The organism is Massilia sp. BSC265, from assembly GCF_000740675.1.
Classification (GTDB): domain Bacteria; phylum Pseudomonadota; class Gammaproteobacteria; order Burkholderiales; family Burkholderiaceae_D; genus Telluria.
Genome location: NZ_JPXI01000029.1, coordinates 286121 through 304880, shown reverse-complemented (window position 1 = coordinate 304880; position 18760 = coordinate 286121). Strand labels below are relative to the sequence as shown.

The 18760-nt window shown below is 64.1% G+C and carries 17 protein-coding genes; 7 read left to right on the top strand and 10 right to left on the bottom strand.

What is annotated here, in order from left to right; all coding sequences use genetic code 11:
• Window positions 1-84: 84 nt before the first annotated feature.
• From MA09_RS08520 to MA09_RS08505, 4 genes are all read right to left on the bottom strand, one after another.
• Window positions 85-378, bottom strand: a complete 294-nt coding sequence (locus MA09_RS08520) for a hypothetical protein (RefSeq protein WP_036246890.1) — start codon at window positions 376-378, stop codon at window positions 85-87.
• Window positions 379-506: 128 nt separating this feature from the next.
• Window positions 507-770, bottom strand: a complete 264-nt coding sequence (locus tag MA09_RS08515) for a hypothetical protein (protein WP_152594598.1) — start codon at window positions 768-770, stop codon at window positions 507-509.
• Window positions 771-1840: 1070 nt separating this feature from the next.
• Window positions 1841-4831, bottom strand: a complete 2991-nt coding sequence (locus tag MA09_RS08510) for a TonB-dependent receptor domain-containing protein (RefSeq protein ID WP_051933292.1) — start codon at window positions 4829-4831, stop codon at window positions 1841-1843.
• 459 nt (window positions 4832-5290) lie between these two features.
• The gene (locus tag MA09_RS08505; protein WP_036246885.1) at window positions 5291-6172 is read right to left on the bottom strand and encodes a protein phosphatase 2C domain-containing protein; all 882 of its coding nucleotides are present in this window, start codon (window positions 6170-6172) and stop codon (window positions 5291-5293) included.
• A gap of 462 nt (window positions 6173-6634) precedes the next feature.
• Here MA09_RS08505 and MA09_RS08500 point away from each other — a divergent pair, with 462 nt between their 5' ends.
• Window positions 6635-6913 (top strand): hypothetical protein, encoded by a 279-nt coding sequence (locus tag MA09_RS08500; RefSeq protein ID WP_036247477.1) that lies wholly within the window; start codon window positions 6635-6637, stop codon window positions 6911-6913.
• A gap of 26 nt (window positions 6914-6939) precedes the next feature.
• On the opposite strand, the gene MA09_RS08495 is transcribed toward MA09_RS08500, so the two are convergent.
• Window positions 6940-8100 (bottom strand): tyrosine-type recombinase/integrase, encoded by a 1161-nt coding sequence (locus MA09_RS08495; RefSeq protein ID WP_036246883.1) that lies wholly within the window; start codon window positions 8098-8100, stop codon window positions 6940-6942.
• A gap of 121 nt (window positions 8101-8221) precedes the next feature.
• Between MA09_RS08495 and MA09_RS08490 the strand changes: the two genes are divergently transcribed.
• Together MA09_RS08490 and MA09_RS08485 are read left to right on the top strand one after the other, a co-directional pair.
• Complete coding sequence (locus MA09_RS08490) at window positions 8222-8701, top strand: DUF411 domain-containing protein (RefSeq protein ID WP_051933291.1); 480 nt, start codon at window positions 8222-8224, stop codon at window positions 8699-8701.
• A gap of 93 nt (window positions 8702-8794) precedes the next feature.
• Window positions 8795-9148: a hypothetical protein gene (locus MA09_RS08485; RefSeq protein WP_036246881.1), complete on the top strand. Its 354-nt coding sequence runs from the start codon at window positions 8795-8797 to the stop codon at window positions 9146-9148.
• Window positions 9149-9205: 57 nt separating this feature from the next.
• Here MA09_RS08485 and MA09_RS08480 read toward each other — a convergent pair whose 3' ends face one another.
• Entirely contained in the window at window positions 9206-9706 is a 501-nt protein-coding gene (locus tag MA09_RS08480) for a pyridoxamine 5'-phosphate oxidase family protein (protein WP_036246880.1), read from the bottom strand.
• A gap of 160 nt (window positions 9707-9866) precedes the next feature.
• On the opposite strand from MA09_RS08480, the gene nadB reads away from it, so the two are divergent.
• From nadB to MA09_RS08460, 4 genes are all read left to right on the top strand, one after another.
• Window positions 9867-11495, top strand: a complete 1629-nt coding sequence (gene nadB / locus MA09_RS08475) for an L-aspartate oxidase (protein ID WP_036246879.1) — start codon at window positions 9867-9869, stop codon at window positions 11493-11495.
• Window positions 11496-11550: 55 nt separating this feature from the next.
• Window positions 11551-12450 (top strand): DMT family transporter, encoded by a 900-nt coding sequence (locus MA09_RS08470; protein ID WP_036246878.1) that lies wholly within the window; start codon window positions 11551-11553, stop codon window positions 12448-12450.
• Between the two features lie 161 nt (window positions 12451-12611).
• On the top strand, window positions 12612-13505 hold the full coding sequence (locus tag MA09_RS08465; RefSeq protein WP_036246877.1) for an NAD-dependent protein deacetylase: 894 nt from the start codon (window positions 12612-12614) through the stop codon (window positions 13503-13505).
• A 41-nt stretch (window positions 13506-13546) separates the two neighbouring features.
• Window positions 13547-14557, top strand: a complete 1011-nt coding sequence (locus tag MA09_RS08460) for an alpha/beta fold hydrolase (protein ID WP_081897491.1) — start codon at window positions 13547-13549, stop codon at window positions 14555-14557.
• A gap of 108 nt (window positions 14558-14665) precedes the next feature.
• On the opposite strand, the gene MA09_RS08455 is transcribed toward MA09_RS08460, so the two are convergent.
• Genes MA09_RS08455 through MA09_RS08440 form a run of 4 tightly spaced genes read right to left on the bottom strand, consistent with a single transcriptional unit; the run spans window position 14666 to window position 18677 of the window.
• A complete protein-coding gene (locus MA09_RS08455) occupies window positions 14666-14989 on the bottom strand; it encodes a hypothetical protein (protein ID WP_229440626.1) in 324 nt (107 codons plus the stop codon).
• Window positions 14986-15882 (bottom strand): carboxylating nicotinate-nucleotide diphosphorylase, encoded by an 897-nt coding sequence (gene nadC / locus MA09_RS08450; RefSeq protein WP_036246875.1) that lies wholly within the window; start codon window positions 15880-15882, stop codon window positions 14986-14988. The genes MA09_RS08455 and nadC overlap by 4 nt, the downstream gene beginning before the upstream one ends.
• On the bottom strand, window positions 15879-17039 hold the full coding sequence (gene nadA, locus MA09_RS08445; protein ID WP_036246874.1) for a quinolinate synthase NadA: 1161 nt from the start codon (window positions 17037-17039) through the stop codon (window positions 15879-15881). The genes nadC and nadA overlap by 4 nt, the downstream gene beginning before the upstream one ends.
• A 36-nt stretch (window positions 17040-17075) precedes the next feature.
• Complete coding sequence (locus MA09_RS08440; RefSeq protein ID WP_081897490.1) at window positions 17076-18677, bottom strand: ABC-F family ATPase; 1602 nt, start codon at window positions 18675-18677, stop codon at window positions 17076-17078.
• Window positions 18678-18760 lie beyond the last annotated feature (83 nt).

Sequence of the window (18760 nt, the reverse complement as noted above, 5' to 3'; positions counted from 1 at the left end):
GACTTTTTAACAATAGGCCGATTGCTGCCGTTCAGTATACGTCAGCAATCGACCCGAAGCGGTCCTTCGCCGAAGTTGGCCGGACTAGCGATGGACGACTTGGACCGAATGAGGCACTCGCGTTTCGAAGGCTTCGGCGAACGCCACAACTTCGGCGAGAGATTCGTCTTTGTGCGCTGTCGTGACGATTACATATTCGCCGAGTTCGTCCTCCCCAATACAGATCCAATCGAGAGCGTCTTCCCACTTCTCCGCGTCTACGCCCACCGCACAGAAAAGCTCAATGCGAGCCGCGAGCAGGTCACGTAAAAACACATCGTCTCGCTCCGGCCTGTACCCAGACGCAGAGAACAACACAATTTTTCCAGAGTAGCTCATGCACGCCTTTCATCAGTCCGCTCTTGGCCGAAGCCGACCGTTGAACTCAGCATAGCACTTAGGAAGGCGGAAAAATCGCAGACTGTCACGAAGGGCAGGAACCGACCCAAAGCGGACCACCCCTACATTTACAATTCGTAGCGGTTCCTCTTTGGATGTATACGCTTAAATTCCATAAGGCTGAATATTGCGGTCATGCCGAGGCCAACGCTTACGACGATGCGGTCCATCACGTTAAAATGCATACCAGCTAGCATCATTAAGATCGTGCCGATGACATCGTACCAAAGCACCATTTTCCAACGCCGCCGCCAGGCGAATACAAACACGCAGAAAGCAATGGCAAGCATGCCCCACCCGACAAGAATGGCCGGTGTTCCTGCAATTCCCATGTGTCATCTCCAACGAAAAGTAAATGAGCCAATCCTGTTGGCCTTCTAGCCAAGGCGAAACCTCATTCGCGCGCGCTCACTCCACAGGACTGATTGTGTGTAGGCCGACATTCTAGGGGCGGTGAACTGTACGAAGATCCGCTTTTGTCGAATCCAGCCGCTCGACCTAGCATAGCAGCGTGCTCGCCTGCAAAAGTCACGGACTATCACGATAGGCAACATTCAACTCGAGCGATGAATGTCCGCTTCTGGCCGATAGCAGACGGTCGAGCCAGCATAACATGTTGCCGAGCCGACAAACTCTCGGACCATCACAACAAGCTGCTTCCGACCAAGAGCCGTCCTTCGCAGTAGTACATCAAACTTGGTCCTGCTGACGAACGAGGCACCCTGTCTCGACCTGCCAAGCATTACTAACGTATGCGGTTCCTGAGCGGCGTTGTATCTTTCGATTTCTCAAGCCAGCACAATCCGTTCCGAGTTCAACACGACGGAGCCGCGCATGGACAAGCTGGAATCTCACACATGGAAGGAGGCCATCTGGCGTAACCGCTGACAACGGCAGGCGTAAAGCGGCAGGACCATCGCTGCCTTCTGCCACGATGAATCGGTGTCGACAGCGAGCTTCCACATTTGGCGAGTAAAACTGGCCGCTGCCAGCGGGCATGCAGCCGCTCTCGCGCAGCCGACGGCATTCATCGACCTGGGCGCTATCAGGGATGTAGTCGGGGCTTCGGCAACGGCAGATGGACCGGCCTCAGTGCCAACACCTGCTGGCGGAATCGGCGTCCGGATCGATCTTGACGGTGGGGTCGCTTTGACGATCACGAGACGCTAATGTTCTTCCCTAAAGGCCAGGTGTGCGTCTTTCTGTACGGGCAGCTGGAGTTCCTTCGCGCCGAAGCGGGCGCTCGGAATAGCGCGCAGAGTACGCATAATCTATATTATGTCAAATACAACCTGTATCCGCGGGTCGGTCTTGCGTTATCCAGCTCCTCCCCGGCCTGCACCGGCAAGAAAAAAGCCGCGGACTTGCATCCGCGGCTTCCGTCACACAAGCACCCTGAAGCTTAGAACTTGTGGTTGTACTCGACCGTGAAGCGCGCATAGCGCGGCGTCTGGGTCGACAGGACACGGCCGTAGCTGTCCAGCAGGGTCTGGGTCGAGCCGCTGTTCAGCAATTCCGATACCGATTGCACGGTCTGGCGGTTCGCAACGTTGAACACGTCGACCTTCGCCGACAGGCCCGGCAGGAACGACGGCATGTAGGCCACGTTCAGGTCCAGGCGCGTGGTCCACGGCAGGCGGCCTTCGGAGCCGCGCGGCGCCGGACGGCCGAAGCACGTTGCGTAGTACGAACCGTAGCTGTGGGCGGCCGGCACGGTCGGGTCGGCACCCAGGCAGTTCTTCGGACGGCCCGACTGCGCCAGCAGGTTGCCGCCGACCATCCATTCAGGCGTGACCTGATAGAAACCGAAAGCCTTCAGCTGATGCCGGCGGTCGTTCGGCAGCGGGCCGTACTTGCCGCGCATCAGCTCGGGCTTGTCCCAGCTGATGGTGTGCGACACGTCAAGCTGGCCGATGTCCGACTGGGTCTGGCCTTCGGTATTGCCCTCGTTCTTCGACCAGGTGTAGTTCACGCGGCCGTACCAGCCATTGCGGAACGGATGCTCGAGGAACAGGTCGATGGCCTTGTACGTACGCTTGGCGTCGTCGAAGCCCAGGTCGGCCTTGCTCAGCTTGACTTCCGTCAGGTTGCTGCCGGTGTTGGCGAAGTCGACCAGGAAGGTATTGTCCTCGCCCGGATTGAACGCGGCGCAGCCGAAACCGGTCCACTTGCTGGTGTTGACGCTCGGATTACGCGCCAGCCAGGCCTTGAATGGGCGGTCGTCGCACATGTCGTCGATGGTCGAACGCAGGGTACGGTAGGTTGCGCGGGCGCCGAAGGTCATGTCACGCGAGAGTGCGCGTTCGAAGCCGAGCGTGATCTCGTCCTGGTAGGTCGGACGCAGGTTGGTCGCGGCGACGGACTGCGGATGCTTGAACTGGAAGTACTCGTTGTTGGTCGAGAACGGCGCCGGCACCAGCGGCACCAGGCCCTGCGGGGCGCCGGTGACCGGATCGACACCGGTATAGGTGAAGGACTGGGTGGTGAACAGGGAACGCGACGCGCCGCGCACCGAGATGTTGGTCGGCACCTGCACGAAGTAGCGGCCGGCGGTACCGAACACCTTGAACGAGGAATCGCCGTTCACGTCCCAGGATGCGGCGAAACGCGGCGCGATCTGGTCCTTGATGTCCATGAACTTCTGCTTGTCGCCGTTGCGGTTCTCGAACTGCTCGTTACGCACGCCGATAGTCAGCAGCAGGTCCTTGGTGACCTGCCAGCGGTCTTCGATGTACTGCGCCGACTGGTCCGAATAGGCGTCGGTAATCGAGGTGAACTTGGTCTCGGTCACGTAGTAGCCCTGGAGGCCGTAACCTCCCCCGCTGGCCGGTGCCACGACCACGTTTTGCAGCGCAATCGGGGTAGTAGGCGATTGCGAGCTGCGCGAATAGGTCCAGAGGCCGCCGCCGGCGCGATACACGCCTGCATCCTCGGAGCTCAGGCGGTTCTCGTCGATACCGGCGCGGATCGTATGGTTGCCCAGCTTGTATTCCAGGTCCAGGCGGGCCGATTCGACCGTGTCGCGGCCGCCGGTCACCGGCACGTTGCCGCTGATCGGGTTCGGGTTCGGATACGACAGGCCTGGAACGCGCGCAGCCGGCGTGGAGGATACCTGGTACACGTTCGGGTTCACGCCCGGATAGGTACCGTAGGTATTCTCGTGCTTGGTCGTCGATTTGCCGTACAGGGCCAGCACCGTCAGGTTCTCGGTGATGTTGCCGGTGTACTTGGCGATGTTGACGATGCCGCCGACCGGGGTCTCGCCCGAGAAGTTCTTGTAGTGTTCGCTCGCACCGATGGTGCCGTTGCGTGCACCGGTGGCGTAGTTGTAGCCGGACAGGTACTTGTCCTTCTTCGACGTATCGCCGAAGCCGGTGTACTCGAGGCGGTGGTTGTCGTTGATGTTCCAGTCGAGCTTGACCAGGTAGCGGGTGGTGTCGGTTTCCGACTCTTCCCAGCCACGGATGCCTGCCGAGGTATTGGTGCGCAGGCCGTTGACGGCGTTGGTGCCCGAGAAATCGGTACGCAGCTGTTCCAGCGAACCGAAGAAGAACAGCTTATCCTGGATCAGCGGGCCGCCGACGTTCACGCCCACCAGCTTGCGATCGGTCTCATTGACCGAGCGGCGGCGGTACAGGGTGCCGTCCGTGGCAGCCGTGTTGCTCGCGCCAAGGACCGGGTAGTAGATGTCTTCCTGGCTGGCCTGCAGCTTCTTCGGATCCCATTGCACGATGCCGCCCACTTCCCAGCGGTTCGTGCCGCTCTTGGTCGTGATGTTGGCGACGCCGCCGACCGAGCGGCCGAATTCCGCGCCGAAGCCGCCGGTCAGGATCTGTGCCTGGCCGATCGCTCCGTACGGCAGTTCCATGTAGCCCAGCTGGGTCAGCGGGTTGGTGACCGGGAAGCCGTTGACGTAGTACGCGTTTTCCGACACCGCGCCGCCACCGAAGCTGTTGGCGCCGTTCGGGTAGCGGCTGTCGCCCTGGGTCGTGTTCGGGGCGATCAGGATGATCGATTCGACGTTGCGCGCAATCGGCAGGTTCTGCAGCTGGGCGGCAGTAAAGATGGCGCCGTTATTGGTATTGGTCACGTCGATCGACTGGCGGCGGCCGACGACCTGCACTTGCTGGGTCGTGAACAGGGCTTCCGCGCCCTGGCCCACCAGCACCTCGACTTCGCGGGTCTGGACTACGCTGCCGTTGCGCACCAACTGCACCGCATAGCGGCCCGGCGGCAGCGAGGTGGCCAGGAAGCGGCCGTTGCTGTCCACGGTGGCGGTACGGCGCAGCTTGGTATCCAGGTTTTCGACGACGACGGTCGTGCCGGCAGGGCTTTCCACCGCACCGTAGACGTTACCCGTGGTATTCGATTGCGCCAGTACAGTCGAACTCATGCCTAGCGTCAGTGCCGTCGCTCCGAATGCGAGGGCAAGTGCACGCGCCAGTTTTGTTTTTACTGCCATGAACTATCTCCTATGGTTTGACTCTGCTGCCGAGGGGGTGCAGACGAAACCTCCGCCGACCTTACGCAACATCGCTGTTTCGCTTGGAGGAAAGAGGATTCAACGATTCTATTTAGTAAATACTTCGATGGGAGATAATCGCTAGCAGAATAGAAATTCTGAGCTGAACGTATGGATGGCATGCCGCACCCCGGGTTTCGTAAATATGCAGGAGATGCCGACGCATGCGGTACTGTTGGCCGGAAATCCTGCATTGTTGCTTAATGACTCTCGGGCTACTAAAAAAAGCAATTGTTGTACCGTTACAACTATCTGCTCATAAACAGTTCGCTTGCTCTACCTTTTGGTAGAGCGACGGTGCCCGTGTATCTCCGCCAGTCCTGGATGGCGTCACCCGGTGCAAGGCCGGATGGTCCCGGCATGCCACAGGATGGCAGAGGCGTCGTCGGCCTGCTTCACCGAGCCCGACGCGCTTGCGCGCGCCGTCGCCTCGTAGGCGCGCAGCTGCGCGATTGCCGCCGGCAGGCCATGGTCGCTGCACAGAGCGAACAGGCTCTGTGGCGTGTGCAAGCCGTAGGTGTCGACCAGGCGGTAGAATCCGTCGGTCATGGCGAGGATGGTGGCATCGGCTGGTGCATCGACCGCCGTCGTACGGGCGCCGAACCCGTCGGGCGGCCGCAGGCAGAGGGAATTGGTGGCGGCGGCGGTGTTCTGGAATTCACGCCGTGCACGCAGCATCGGCATGAGACGCTCCAGCCGCGCCGCCGGATCGCTGATGCCTTCGGCCTGGAGCCTGGCGACTTCGGCGCGCACGACGGCTTCCTGTGGATTGACGAAGGGATCGAGGTCAACGATCGCGCCATTGGAAGTTTGCATCAGGACCTTGCAGTCGCCGAGGCAGTACAGTTCCAGCCGGTAACCGCACCCCGTGGCGCGCGCCCGTACCCAGCTCAGCGCCGCAACCGGCCATGCATACAGGGGCACGTCCCGTCCAGCGCTACGCTCGCAAAATTCCGCGTACGCCGCGTCGACGGCGGCATCGATGGCCGCGTCCTGCGCCAGGCCCTTGTCGATCGCAGTGCCGAGCGCGGCCGCGAACCGCGTAACGAACCAGCCCACGTCACCCTGCACCGGGTCGATGTAGTCACGGTCGGCGACCGAGGTAGCGCCGTCGATGATCACGAGGTCGGCCTGGCCGGATGTGCTGAAATGCCCGGCCCAGTCTTCGTTGCGCTGCGCCGTCGCGCCGGATGAAACGAGGTCGATCTGCATAGTTATTTTTTGCGGAAGCCGTGTTTGGCGAGTTGAACAGGCAACATGATACTGCTTCCTCGGTCTAGCCCGAACTCGACATTATATATGCTAATGTCGAGTTGGATTCAGAAGCCGGATGCTATTTACGCGTCTCATGTAGCATGTACGTGCTGGTAGATTCGGACGCCGACGCTGCGCCGCTGCTGCCTCCAGACGCCCCGGCGAACTCCCGAAATAGAGCGCGCACCTGCCGGTTTGCCATCGCGGGACTCGGGTCACGACGGCTACGCCAATCAGGATCGGGCGCCCCCGTCGACACACGTCCGCACGCACTGCCCTCGCCCGCCGTACGACCGCGCCACGGATGATGGGGCCGCGTGCCGTCGCCGACCCCGCGCACGGCTGGCTGCGGGCCGTTTGCGCCCTTCCCTCGCGTAGGTAAGAATGCATTATGCGAACTGATCGCTCGAAAGGATGAGCATGGGCATTACCGTGAAGAATACGACGCCGGATACGGCCAGGGTCACGCTGGTCGGCGAGATGATGGATGGGAGCTTCGACGCCAAGGTGATGGCGGAGACTGACGTGCCGTACACGAAGTACTGGGACCAGGAGCTGGAGCAGCGGATCGTCTATCTGAATCCGGACCCCGAACAGCTCGAGGCAATCGTCGCCGCCCTGAACGAGCGCCGACTGTCGCTCGACGACCTGCAGGATTTCGGCAGCTCCGCGGGCGGCGAGTCGGAACTGCCGATCTAGGCCTGCCCTTCCCTGCGGGCCGTCGTTCAGGGCACTAGCTTGACGCCCGACCCGACGATTTCGTCGTGACGCTCGTGGTCGCGCTTGTGCAGGTAGGCGGCCGTGGTCGCGATGTTGGCGTGACCGGCCGTGTCCTGCAGCGTCTTGAGCTGCACGCCGTTGTTGGCGTGGTTGGTCAGCATGCTGTGGCGCAGCCAATGTGTCGAGGCCTGGCGCAGCGCGCCCGCGCTGTCGGCGTCGCCCTGCGCGCCGGCGCGCTCGGCTGCCGCCAGGAACACGGCCTTCAGTGCTTCCGATGCCGCTTCGTCGGTGATGCGCACCGCCTCCTTGCTGCGGCTGGACAGCACCAGCGGCGTGCGGTCGGCGCGGCTGGCTTGCGGCAGCAGGCCGAAGGCCTGGCGGTAGTCGCGGTAGGCGGCCAGCATCGCCGGCGGCACCGGCAGGCGGCGCGGCTTGGCGCCCTTCCCCATCACGTCCAGCCACCAGCGACCGTCGCCTTCGCTGTAGATGGCGCCCATGTGGGCACCGACGATCTCGTTCAGGCGTGCCCCGGTCTGGGCAAAGGCCACCAGCAGGAAGCGGTCACGTTCGCGCTGGCGGATACTTGCCGGCGTGTCGGCTGCCCGGGAGGCGACGGCGTCGAGCGCATGCGCGATTGCCTGCGGCGTCAGGTAGCGGGTGATGCGGCTGCCATGGGCGGCGCGCACGTTGCGCACCAGCCGGGCAGGATTGCGCCGCAGGTAGCCGGTCTGCTCCGCATAGCCAAGCAGGCCCTTCACGGCGATCATCGCCTGGCGCCGGCTGGCATCGGACAACGGGCCCGAGAACGGCCGGTAGCGCGGGTCATTGCGCGGCCACTTGGTGGTGGAAATCCATTCGGGCGGCGGGTTGCGGATGAATTCCTTGTAGGCGTTCAGGTCGGCCACCGTCAGCTGCTGGAAGGTCTTGCGGGCCTCTTCACGGCACCAGGTGAGGAAGCGGTACAGCTCCTTCTGGGTATTGGCGACGGATTTCGGGCTCAGTTCACCCTGGCCGATGTATTCGCGCGCCAGTTCGGCATCGCTGCGCGCATCGGTCACCGGCTCGTCCCCGACGCCGCGGAACACGGCGCCGCGTGCGCTGGCCGCCAGCCGCAGGGGCGAGTCACTTGGCAACGGGTCGAGGTCGATCGGGAGGAAGTTGGGCATGGAGAAGGGGTGGGACAGCAGCGCTACTGTGTTTATGTACAGTATAACATCGGCCGGCCGGGGCACCAAGTGTTCGACTGGGGCATAATGCGGGTTTGTTCCCACCGCTCCCGGAGTCACCATGTTCCTCTTGCGTTTCCTTCCGCATTTTCTGGGCAAGCTGCGCCAAGCCGGCGCCGCTACCCTCCTCTCCCTGCCGCTCGTGGCCAGCGCCGCGCAGCCGGTGGCCAAGCCCGTGATCGAGGTGTACAAGACCGAATATTGCGGTTGCTGCAAGGAGTGGATCAAGCACCTCGAAGCGAACGGCTTCCAGGTCAAGGCGCAGAATGTCGCCAACCCGTCCGACTACCGCGAGAAGTTCGGCATCCCGGCCGAATACGGCTCCTGCCACACCGGTCGCGTCGGCGGCTATGCCGTCGAAGGCCACGTCCCGGCCAGCGACATCAAGCGCCTGCTCGCCGAGAAGCCGACAGCACGCGGCCTGGCCGTGCCCGGCATGCCCATGGGCTCGCCCGGCATGGAGGGATCGCGCAAGGACCCCTACGAGGTGCTGCTGGTAAAGGATGGCGGCAAAACCAGCGTCTACAAGCGCTACGAGTAGAGCGCCTGACCCGGGGTGTTGATCGGCGCTCCATGTGCGCCGGCCTGGGGCGATCGCCGGCATAATGGGTTTCCAGCATCGAGGGAGACCGACATGAGCAAGCAGCATCCGCAGCAGGACCCGTCGACGACACTCGGCGTCGGCGGTACGACCAGCGGCCAGGAAGGCGCCACGCCGTCCCACGAAACCCAGCAGGAAACCGGTGGCAGCGGCGGCGATGGCCTGACCCGCAACCAGTCAGGAGAAACCACCAATGCGCCAGGCGGCGCCACTGCCGGCGGCGGCCACGTCGAAGCAGCGGAAGGCAGCGCGATGACCAACATTGGACGCGGTCCGCAGGACACCCGTCCCGACCAGGCCTCCAAGCCCAGCCCCACCGGCACCGGTCTCGGCACCCCGGAGACCGGCGGCAACCAGGACGAGCGCGACCTGCCTCCCGCCCGCTAGGCCACTTCCGCGATCCGCATCCGACTTGCCGCGGCAACGCGCGCGGCAAGCTCGCCCTTACATGCGGATGGTCCCGTGGTCGGCGTCCATGTCCGGCGTGGTGCCCGTCACGGCCGCCTTGGCCATCGCGAACATGCGCACCATCTTGCTGTCGTTCGCATCCCAGTACTCGGCAGCGTGCGGCATCACCCGCACCAGCACGACATGCTCGTCCTCGGGGCCCGTCGGGAACCAGGCCTGCACCATGGGGTTCCACAAGGCGTGGATGCGGGCGCGCTCGACCACGCGTTCGGCAATGCCGCTGACCGAGACCCAGGTGCTGTTGTCGGGGTCGGCAAAGCTCACGTTCACCTCCGGTTCGTGGGCGATGTTGTCCCACAGCTCGGTGGTGCTGCGGGTGTAGAACCACAGGCCGCCTTCGTCGTCGACCTGCTGCTTGGTCATCGGCTGGCTGACCAGGTGGCCGTTCTGGTCGCGGGTCGTGAACATGGCAAAGCGCATCGGGCCGATCTTGTCCTGCAGCGCCGCCGCGTGTGCCTGGGCGTGTTGAGATGACATGGCATTCCTCTCTGGTAGCTGGAATGCGGATCCTAGCTCCGCATGCTCGGCCCATCCGTGCGCCCGCGAACAGTGACCCGGTCTTGTCCTACCGGCCGCACCCTGACGCGACCCGCGCAAATCGACTATAGTGATGCCTCTGTACAAAAATGACATTCCCATGAAATTTGACGTCGCTATTGTCGGCAGCGGACTGGCCGGCCTGTCGGTGGCCCTGCACCTGGCGCAGACGCGCAAGGTTGCGATCATCTCCAAACGTGCGCTGCTGGACGGCGCAAGCAACTGGGCCCAGGGCGGCATCGCCGCGGTGCTCGATTCCAGCGACAGCCACGACCAGCACATCGCCGATACCCTGGTGGCCGGCGCCGGGTTGTGCGAAGAAGCGGCCACCCGCTACATCGTCGAAAACGGGCGTGCGGCCATCGAATGGCTGATCGAGCAAGGCGTGCCCTTCACCCGCGACGCATCGGCGGAACTCGGTTTCCATCTGACCCGCGAGGGCGGCCACAGCCAGCGCCGCATCATCCACGCCGCCGACGCCACCGGCCACGCGGTGCAGGTGACGCTGGAACAGAAGGTGCGCGCGCACCCGAACATCGCCTTGTTCGAGCACCACTGCGCGATCGACGTCATCACCTCCGACAAGCTGACCGGCAAGGGCGTGCATGGCGGCGCGCCCCATCTGGTGGGCCAGCCGCGCTGCTACGGCCTGTACGTGCAGGACGAGGAAAGCGGCCAGGTGCTCACTTTCGAGGCCGAACATACCGTGCTGGCCACCGGGGGCGCCGGCAAGGTCTACCTGTACACCACCAACCCCGACACCGCCACCGGCGACGGCATCGCGATGGCCTGGCGCGCAGGCTGCCGCGTGTCGAACATGGAATTCATCCAGTTCCACCCGACCTGCCTGTACCACCCGTATGCGAAATCCTTCCTGATCACGGAAGCGATCCGCGGCGAAGGCGGCCTGCTCAAGCTGCCGCCGGAAGCCGGCGTGGCCGCCGGCACCCGCTTCATGCCGGCGCATGACGAGCGCGGCGAGCTGGCCCCGCGCGACGTGGTGGCGCGCGCGATCGACTTCGAGATGAAGAAGCGCGGCCTGGACTACGTCCACCTCGACATCAGCCACCAGGATCCGGAATTCCTGAAGGAGCACTTCCCGACCATCTACGCGCGCTGCCTGGAACTGGGGATCGACATCACGGAAGAGCCGATCCCCGTGGTCCCGGCCGTGCACTTCACCTGCGGCGGCATCGTGACCGACCTGGCGGGTCGCACCGACATCCCGGGCCTGTACGCGGTCGGGGAGACCGCCTGCACCGGCCTGCACGGCGCGAACCGCCTGGCGAGCAACTCGCTGCTGGAGTGCGTGGTGATCGGACGCGCCTGCGCGCACCAGATCGCGGCCGCTCCCCCCATCGAGAACCCGTCGCTGCCGCCCTGGGACGAGTCGCGCGTGACGAATGCCGACGAAGAGGTGGTCATCGCCCACAACTGGGACGAACTGCGCCGCTTCATGTGGAACTATGTCGGCATCGTGCGCACCACCAAGCGCCTCGAGCGGGCCCAGCACCGCATCGCCCTCCTGAAAGAAGAGATCGACGAGTATTACCGCAACTTCCGCATCACGCATGACCTGCTGGAGCTGCGCAACCTGGTCGAAGTCGCTTCGCTGATCGTCAACAGCGCACTCTCGCGCCACGAAAGCCGCGGCCTGCATTATTCTCGCGACTTCCCCGACACCCTGCCCAAGGCCCTGCCGAGCGTGCTGACGCCGGAACGCCGTTGAGCTTCACCCGGGCGGCCCGCGATCGCGGGCCGGTCGCGACGTCCAGAATCCCTCCATGCATCGCCCTGCCCTCACGCCTTCCACCACCCTGCTCCTGACCGTCCCCCCGGTGCTGTGGGCCGGCAACGCCATCGTCGGCCGCCTGGTGCGCGACGCGGTGCCGCCGATGACGCTCAACCTGATCCGCTGGACGATCGCCCTGCTGGTCCTGGTGCCGCTGGGGCGCGCGGCCCTGAAACACGGCAGCGGCGTGCTGGCCAACTGGAAGCGTTATGCCATGCTGGGCCTGCTCGGCGTGGGCCTGTACAACTCGCTGCAATACCTGGCCCTGCAGAGTTCCAGCCCGATCAACGTGACCCTGGTGGCCTCCGGCGTGCCGGTCTGGATGCTGCTGGTCGGGCGTCTGTTCTACGGCGTGCCCGTCAAGCGCAAGCAGATCCTGGGCGCGGTCCTGTCGATCGGCGGCGTGCTGGTAGTACTGTGCCGCGGCGATATCCACGGCTTGCTGCAGCTGCGCCTGGTGGCGGGCGACCTGTACATGATTCTCGCCACCATTGCCTGGTCCTTCTACAGCTGGATGCTGATGCAGCAGAAGGATGTCCCCGCCCTGCGTGCGGACTGGGCGGCTTTCCTGCTGGCCCAGGTGGGGTACGGCGTGTTGTGGTCGGCGGCGCTGGCCGGCAGCGAGTGGGCGCTGGGGGGCGTGGACATCGTCTGGAGCTGGCCGCTGGCGGCAGCGCTGCTGTACGTGGCCATCGGCCCGGCAATCCTGGCCATGCGCTGCTGGGGTGCGGGCGTGCAGCGCGCCGGTCCCAGCATCGGCGCCTTCTTCATCAACCTGACGCCGCTGTTCACGGCGCTGTTGTCTTCGGCCTTTTTGGGCGAGGCGCCCCATCTCTACCATGTGTTGGCCTTTGGCATGATCGTTGGCGGCATCGCGGTCTCTGCGCGCTAGGCTTCGCTATTGCGAAAGCCGGGCGGCGCATCCACCTGCTCCCTGTTGCAAAGAAGATGCAACGCATTCACGCCGAATGCGCTGCATCTTTAGTCAGGGTATCGTGTTTCTGTTTGCGCAAGGCGGATGCTACGATCCCAGCCAATGGAGGATCACGTCACATGGCAGAAGGTTTCACCGTTCAAGACCACGCAGGAGCGCTGGCGGAATTCCTCGAACGGTATCCGCGCGCGCTGGTGCTGACGGGCGCAGGCCTGTCCACCGCCTCGGGCATTCCCGACTACCGCGACCGCGACGGCACCCGGCGCGGCCGCCAGCCGATCCAGGGTCCGGAATTCCGGCGTTCGACCGACATCCAGCGGCGCTACTGGGCGCGCAGCATGGTCGGCTGGCCGATCATGGCCAGGGCCAGGCCGAATAGCGGCCATCATGCACTGACGCGCCTGGAAAAAAACGGCAATTTCGGCTACCTGCTGACCCAGAACGTCGATGGCCTGCACCAGCAGGCAGGCAGCCTCGCGGTGCTCGAACTGCACGGCAATGTGCACAGCGTCGCGTGCATGGCTTGCAAGGCCCGGTTCCCACGTGCCTTCGTACAAACGCAGCTGGAGGAAGCGAACCCCGAGCTGGCCAACGTGCTCGCGACACCCCTGCCGGACGGCGACGCGGCCATCGAACCGGATTCGCTGCTGGATTTCAATCTGCCGAGCTGCGTCCACTGTGGCGGCGCGTTGGCGCCGGATGTCGTATTCTTCGGCGACGGCATCCCGCTCGCGCGTACCGCCTGCGCACTGGCGCAGATGGAAGCGGCGGATGCGCTGCTGGTGGTGGGTTCCTCGCTGATGGTGTACTCGGGTTTCCGCTTCTGCCGCATGGCCGATGAGACCGGCAAGCCGATCGCTGCGGTGAACCTGGGGCGTACCCGCGCCGACCACCTGATCACACTCAAAATAGAAGAGTCGGCCGAGCGGCTGCTGCCGCGCGTCGCCGACCTGCTCCACGCAGAGGAGCCGGAGGAGTCACAACCGTTATTCGACCACAGGGGGATTTTGTGACCAAGAGCTACCGCACTATACGCAATACAACGACGGGGACCATGGGTTCGACCGGCCTCAGCACGGGCGCCATCCTCACGGCCATCGGCCTGGCGGCATCCTTCTTCTATGTCCGCGCCAGGACGAAACAGGCGGAGCGAGAGAATCCCCCGCTGGGCAAGTTCGTCGAGGTCGACGGCGTGCGCCTGCACTACCTGGAGCGTGGTACCGGTCCCACCCTGGTGCTGCTGCATGGGAACGGCGTGTATTCAAAGGACTTCGAGACCAGTGGTATCCTGCAGCGGGCGGCAGAGCACTACCATGTGATCGCCTTCGACCGCCCGGGCTTCGGCTACAGCGAGCGTCCGCGCAGCACGGTGTGGACCCCGGACAAGCAGGCGGCCCTGCTGCACCGCGCCCTCGGACAGATCGGTGTGGAATCCGCCATTGTCCTCGGCCATTCCTGGGGCACGATGGTGGCGCTGGCGATGGGGCTGCAGCAGCCCGGCTTCGTGCGCGGATTGGTACTGTTGTCGGGTTATTTCTATCCAAGCATGCGGCTCGACGCATTCACGCTGACCCAGCCAGCCGTACCGATCGTTGGCGACCTGTTACGCTATACGGTGTCGCCGCTGATCACCAGGGCGCTATGGCCGGGCATGACGAAGCGGATGTTCGCACCAAAGCCGGTCGACAGCCGCTTCAATGCATTCCCGGTGTGGATGGCCCTGCGGCCCAAGCAGCTGCGGGCTGCGGCGGCCGAGACGGCGCTGATGATTCCCTCGGCGGCATCGCTGTCGAAGCGCTATGCCGAACTGAAGGTACCGTCGGTCATTGTGGCTGGAACGAAGGACAGGGTCGTCGATGCGGGCCACAATTCCGAGCGGCTCAACGAGCGACTGGCAATGAGCCAGCTTGAGCTCGTGCCCGGCGTGGGGCACATGTCGCATTATGCGCATCCTGACAGGGTGATGGCCGCCATCGACGATATTGCGGCCCAGGTCGGTGAACCAGCGCATATGCGCACGCCCGAGGCCGAGGCGCTGGCCAGGGCGAGCGAGAGCGGCGTCTAGGCGGGCGACTCCCAGGCGCGGGCGGCAGTGGCGGCGTAAAAAAACCTCATCCCGGGCCAACCGCGATGAGGTTTTTTCGTGCACGAATAGTCCGGGATATCGCGGTGTTCAGCCCTTGAGCACGTACTTGATGACGATCCCCGCCATGAGCGCAGCGAAGATCACCAGCGACAGGCCGCCATGCAGCATCGGCGACCCGATCGACACTTGCGAAGTGCGCGGGTCCATTTCCATCCGTACGGCCTTGCCGAACATGACCGGCCGCAGGAATCCGCGGACCCCCACCAGCACCATGCCGATGCCGAAGCACAGGTCGGCAGTGTTGTTGGTCTGCACGCCATTGGCCAGCGTCGGCAGGCCGAGCACCAGCCCGAAAACCAGCCAGAGGATCCGGGCGCCGGTCGATAGTCGCAGTCTGCTCCAGTCCATCATGCCGCCACCCCGCGCACTGCATCGACAATCCGCAGCGAATAATCGGTGGCGCGCACGTCCTTGGTGAGGCTGCCGATCGAGATGCGGTCCACCCCGGTTTCGGCGATGGCACGCACCGTGTCCATGTTGATGCCGCCGGAGGCTTCCAGCAGCGCACGACCGGCGTTCACCTTCACCGCTTGACGCATCATGTCGAGGTCGAAGTTGTCCAGCAGGACCGACTTCACGCCCGCCGCCAGCGCTTCTTCCAGCTGGGCGATGGTCTCGACCTCGATCTGCACCGGCGCGCCCGAACCCAGCGCTTGCGCAGCCTGCAGGGCCTTGGTGATGCCGCCGGCCGCTGCGATATGGTTTTCCTTGATCAGGATGCCGTCATACAGCGCCATGCGCTGGTTCTGGCCGCCGCCGACGCGCACCGCGTACTTCTGCGCCATGCGCAGGCCGGGCAGCGTCTTGCGGGTGTCCAGGATCGCCGCCCTGGTGCCGGCGACGACGTCCACGTACTTGCGGGTGGCGCTCGCCACGCCCGACAGCAACTGCATGAAGTTCAGCGCCGCACGCTCGGCCGTCAGCAGCGAACGCGGGCAGCCCTCGATGGTGCACACGGTCGAATCCTTGGCCATCAGGTCGCCTTCGGCGTACTTCCAGTCGATCTCGATGTCCTGGTCAACGGCCAGCATCACGCCTTCGAACCAGGGCGCGCCGCACAGCACGGCTTCTTCGCGCACGATCACGCGGGCCTGCACGCGCGGCTCGACGGGCACCAGCATGCCGGTCAGGTCGCCGGTGCCGACGTCTTCCAGCAGGGCCGCCAGGATGTTGGCCTCGAAAGCCGCTTGCAGCTTTTCGTCGGAACGCTCTTCGGAAATAAAGGGATTATGCAGGGTGGTCATGCCGGGCCGACTCCATTGAACAGCTTCGCGTTCTGCTCGAGCGCACCGCTCGGCAGGGCCTGTGCCTTCTTGGCGGCGGCGAAATCGAGCATGCGGTCGATCGCGCGCTTGGCCTGGCGGCCGATTTCCGCATCGACGTGGACTTCGTTTTTGCTGGATCCTGCGCCGGTTTCCAGCACCTCCGCCAGGTTCTTGAGGCCGTTCATGGCCATCCACGGGCAGTGGGCGCAGCTCTTGCAGGTGGCGCTGTTGCCGGCGGTCGGCGCTTCGATGAAGCGCTTGCCAGGGGCGGCAGCGCGCATCTTGTGCAGGATGCCGTTGTCGGTGGCGACGATGAAGGTCGTGGCCGGCAGGTTCACCGCGGCGTTGATCAGCTGGGTGGTCGAGCCGACCACGTCCGCCTGGGCCACGACGTTCGCCGGGGATTCCGGGTGCACCAGCACCTTGGCGTCCGGGTATTCGCCCTTGAGCAGGTCGAGCTCGATGCCCTTGAACTCGTCGTGCACCAGGCAGGAACCCTGCCACAGCAGCATGTCGGCGCCGGTCTGCTTCTGGATGTAGGAACCCAGGTGGCGGTCGGGCGCCCACAAGATCTTCTTGCCCTGCTCGTGCAGGTGCTTGACGATGTCCAGGCCGATCGACGACGTCACCATCCAGTCGGCGCGCGCCTTCACCGCCGCGCTGGTGTTGGCGTACACCACCACGGTGCGGTCCGGATGCTGGTCGCAGAAGGCGGCGAATTCGTCGGCCGGGCAGCCCAGGTCGAGCGAGCAGGTCGCGTCCAGGTCCGGCATCAGGATGGTCTTTTCCGGACTCAGGATCTTGGCCGATTCGCCCATGAAGCGCACGCCGGCCACGACCAGGGTCTGGGCCGGGTGGTCACGACCGAAACGCGCCATTTCCAGCGAATCCGAGACGCAGCCGCCGGTCTCCTCGGCCAGGTCCTGCAGGTCGGCATCCACATAGTAGTGGGCGACCAGTACCGCATTGCGTTCTTTCAGAAGGCGCTTGATGCGTTCCTTCAGTTCCGCCTTCTCGCTTGCTGTCGGGACCGCGGGCACGCGCGCCCAGGCTTCGGCCGTCGCCGGGTTGATGGTGCAGGCGTCGGCGACCTGCGGGCGGTCGTATTCGTAGGTCTTGATCGGTGCTGTAATCATGCGGAAATCGTCTCCGGATGGAATCAGAATCGGGAATCAGGCAATGCCCTGGCTCGTCAGATACTCTTCGTAGTTGCCGCGGAAGTCGATGATCTCGTTCTCGCGGATCTCGAGGATGCGGGTGGCCAGCGACGACACGAATTCGCGGTCGTGCGACACGAAGATCATGGTGCCGGCGTATTTATCAAGTGCAATGTTCAGTGACTCGATCGATTCCATGTCCATGTGGTTGGTCGGTTCGTCCAGCAGCAGGACGTTGTGGCGGCCCAGCATCAGCTTGCCGTACATCATGCGGCCCTTCTCGCCACCGGACAGTACCTTGACCGACTTCTTGACCTCGTCGCCGCCGAACAGCAGGCGGCCCAGGATCGAGCGCACGGCCTGGTCGTCGTCGCCTTCCTGGGTCCACTGGCCCATCCAGTCGGTCAGGTTGAGGTCGCTCGCGAACTCTTCGGTCGGATCCTGCGGCATGTAGCCGACGTTGGCGTTCTCGGCCCACTTCACGCGGCCGTTGTCGGCCGACAGACCAGTGATTTCCTGGCCGCCGATGCAGCGCAGCAGCGTGGTCTTGCCCGCACCGTTGGCGCCGATGATCGCAATGCGCTCGCCGGCCTCGACCATGATCGAGAAGTTCTTGAACAGCTGGCGGTCGTAGGCTTTCGACAGGCCCTCGGTCTCCACCGCCAGGCGGTGCAGCTTCTTCTCGCCTTCGAAGCGCACGAAGGGATAGGCGCGCGAGGATGGCTTGAATTCCTCGATCTTGATCTTGTCGATCATCTTGGCGCGCGAGGTCGCCTGGCGGGCCTTGGACTTGTTGGCCGAGAAGCGGCGCACGAAATCCTGCAGTTCGGCAACCTTTTCCTTGGCCTTGGCATTGTTGGCCAGCTGCTGGTTGCGGGCCTGGGTCGAGGCCAGCATGTAGTCGTCGTAGTTGCCCGGGTAGATCTTGAGCGTGCCGTAGTCCATGTCGGCCACGTGGGTGCAGACCTGGTTCAGGAAGTGACGGTCGTGCGAGATGATGATCATCGTCGAGTTGCGCTGGTTCAGGATGTCTTCGAGCCAGCGGATCGTGTTGATGTCCAGGTTGTTGGTCGGTTCGTCCAGCAGCAGGATGTCCGGGTTCGAGAACAGGGCCTGGGCCAGCAGCACGCGCAGCTTCCAGCCCGGGGCCACGGCGCTCATCGGGCCCTGGTGCAGGTCGCTGGCGATCTCCAGGCCGAGCAGCAGCTCGCCGGCACGCGCTTCGGCCGAGTAGCCGTCGTATTCCGCGACCTTGCCTTCCAGCTCGGCCGCGCGCATGTAGTCCTCGTCGGTCGCTTCCGGGTTCGCGTAGATGGCGTCGCGCTCCGAGATGGCGTTCCACAGCTCGGTGTGGCCCATCATGACGACGTCGAGCACGCGCACGTCTTCGTACGCGAACTGGTCCTGGCGCAGCTTACCCAGGCGCTCGCCCGGGTCGAGGCTGACGTTGCCGGCCGACGGTTCCAGGTCGCCGCCGAGGATCTTCATGAACGTCGACTTGCCGCAGCCGTTCGCGCCGATCAGGCCGTAACGGTTGCCTTCGCCGAACTTGACGGAGATGTTCTCGAACAGCGGCTTGGCGCCGAATTGCATCGTGATATTGGCAGTAGATAGCACTAGGAAACCTTTAGAAGCGTGATGAGCAACGGTGTTGCTGGATAACCCGCGATTTTACCATTGTGGGCGCGCAGGGTGACATC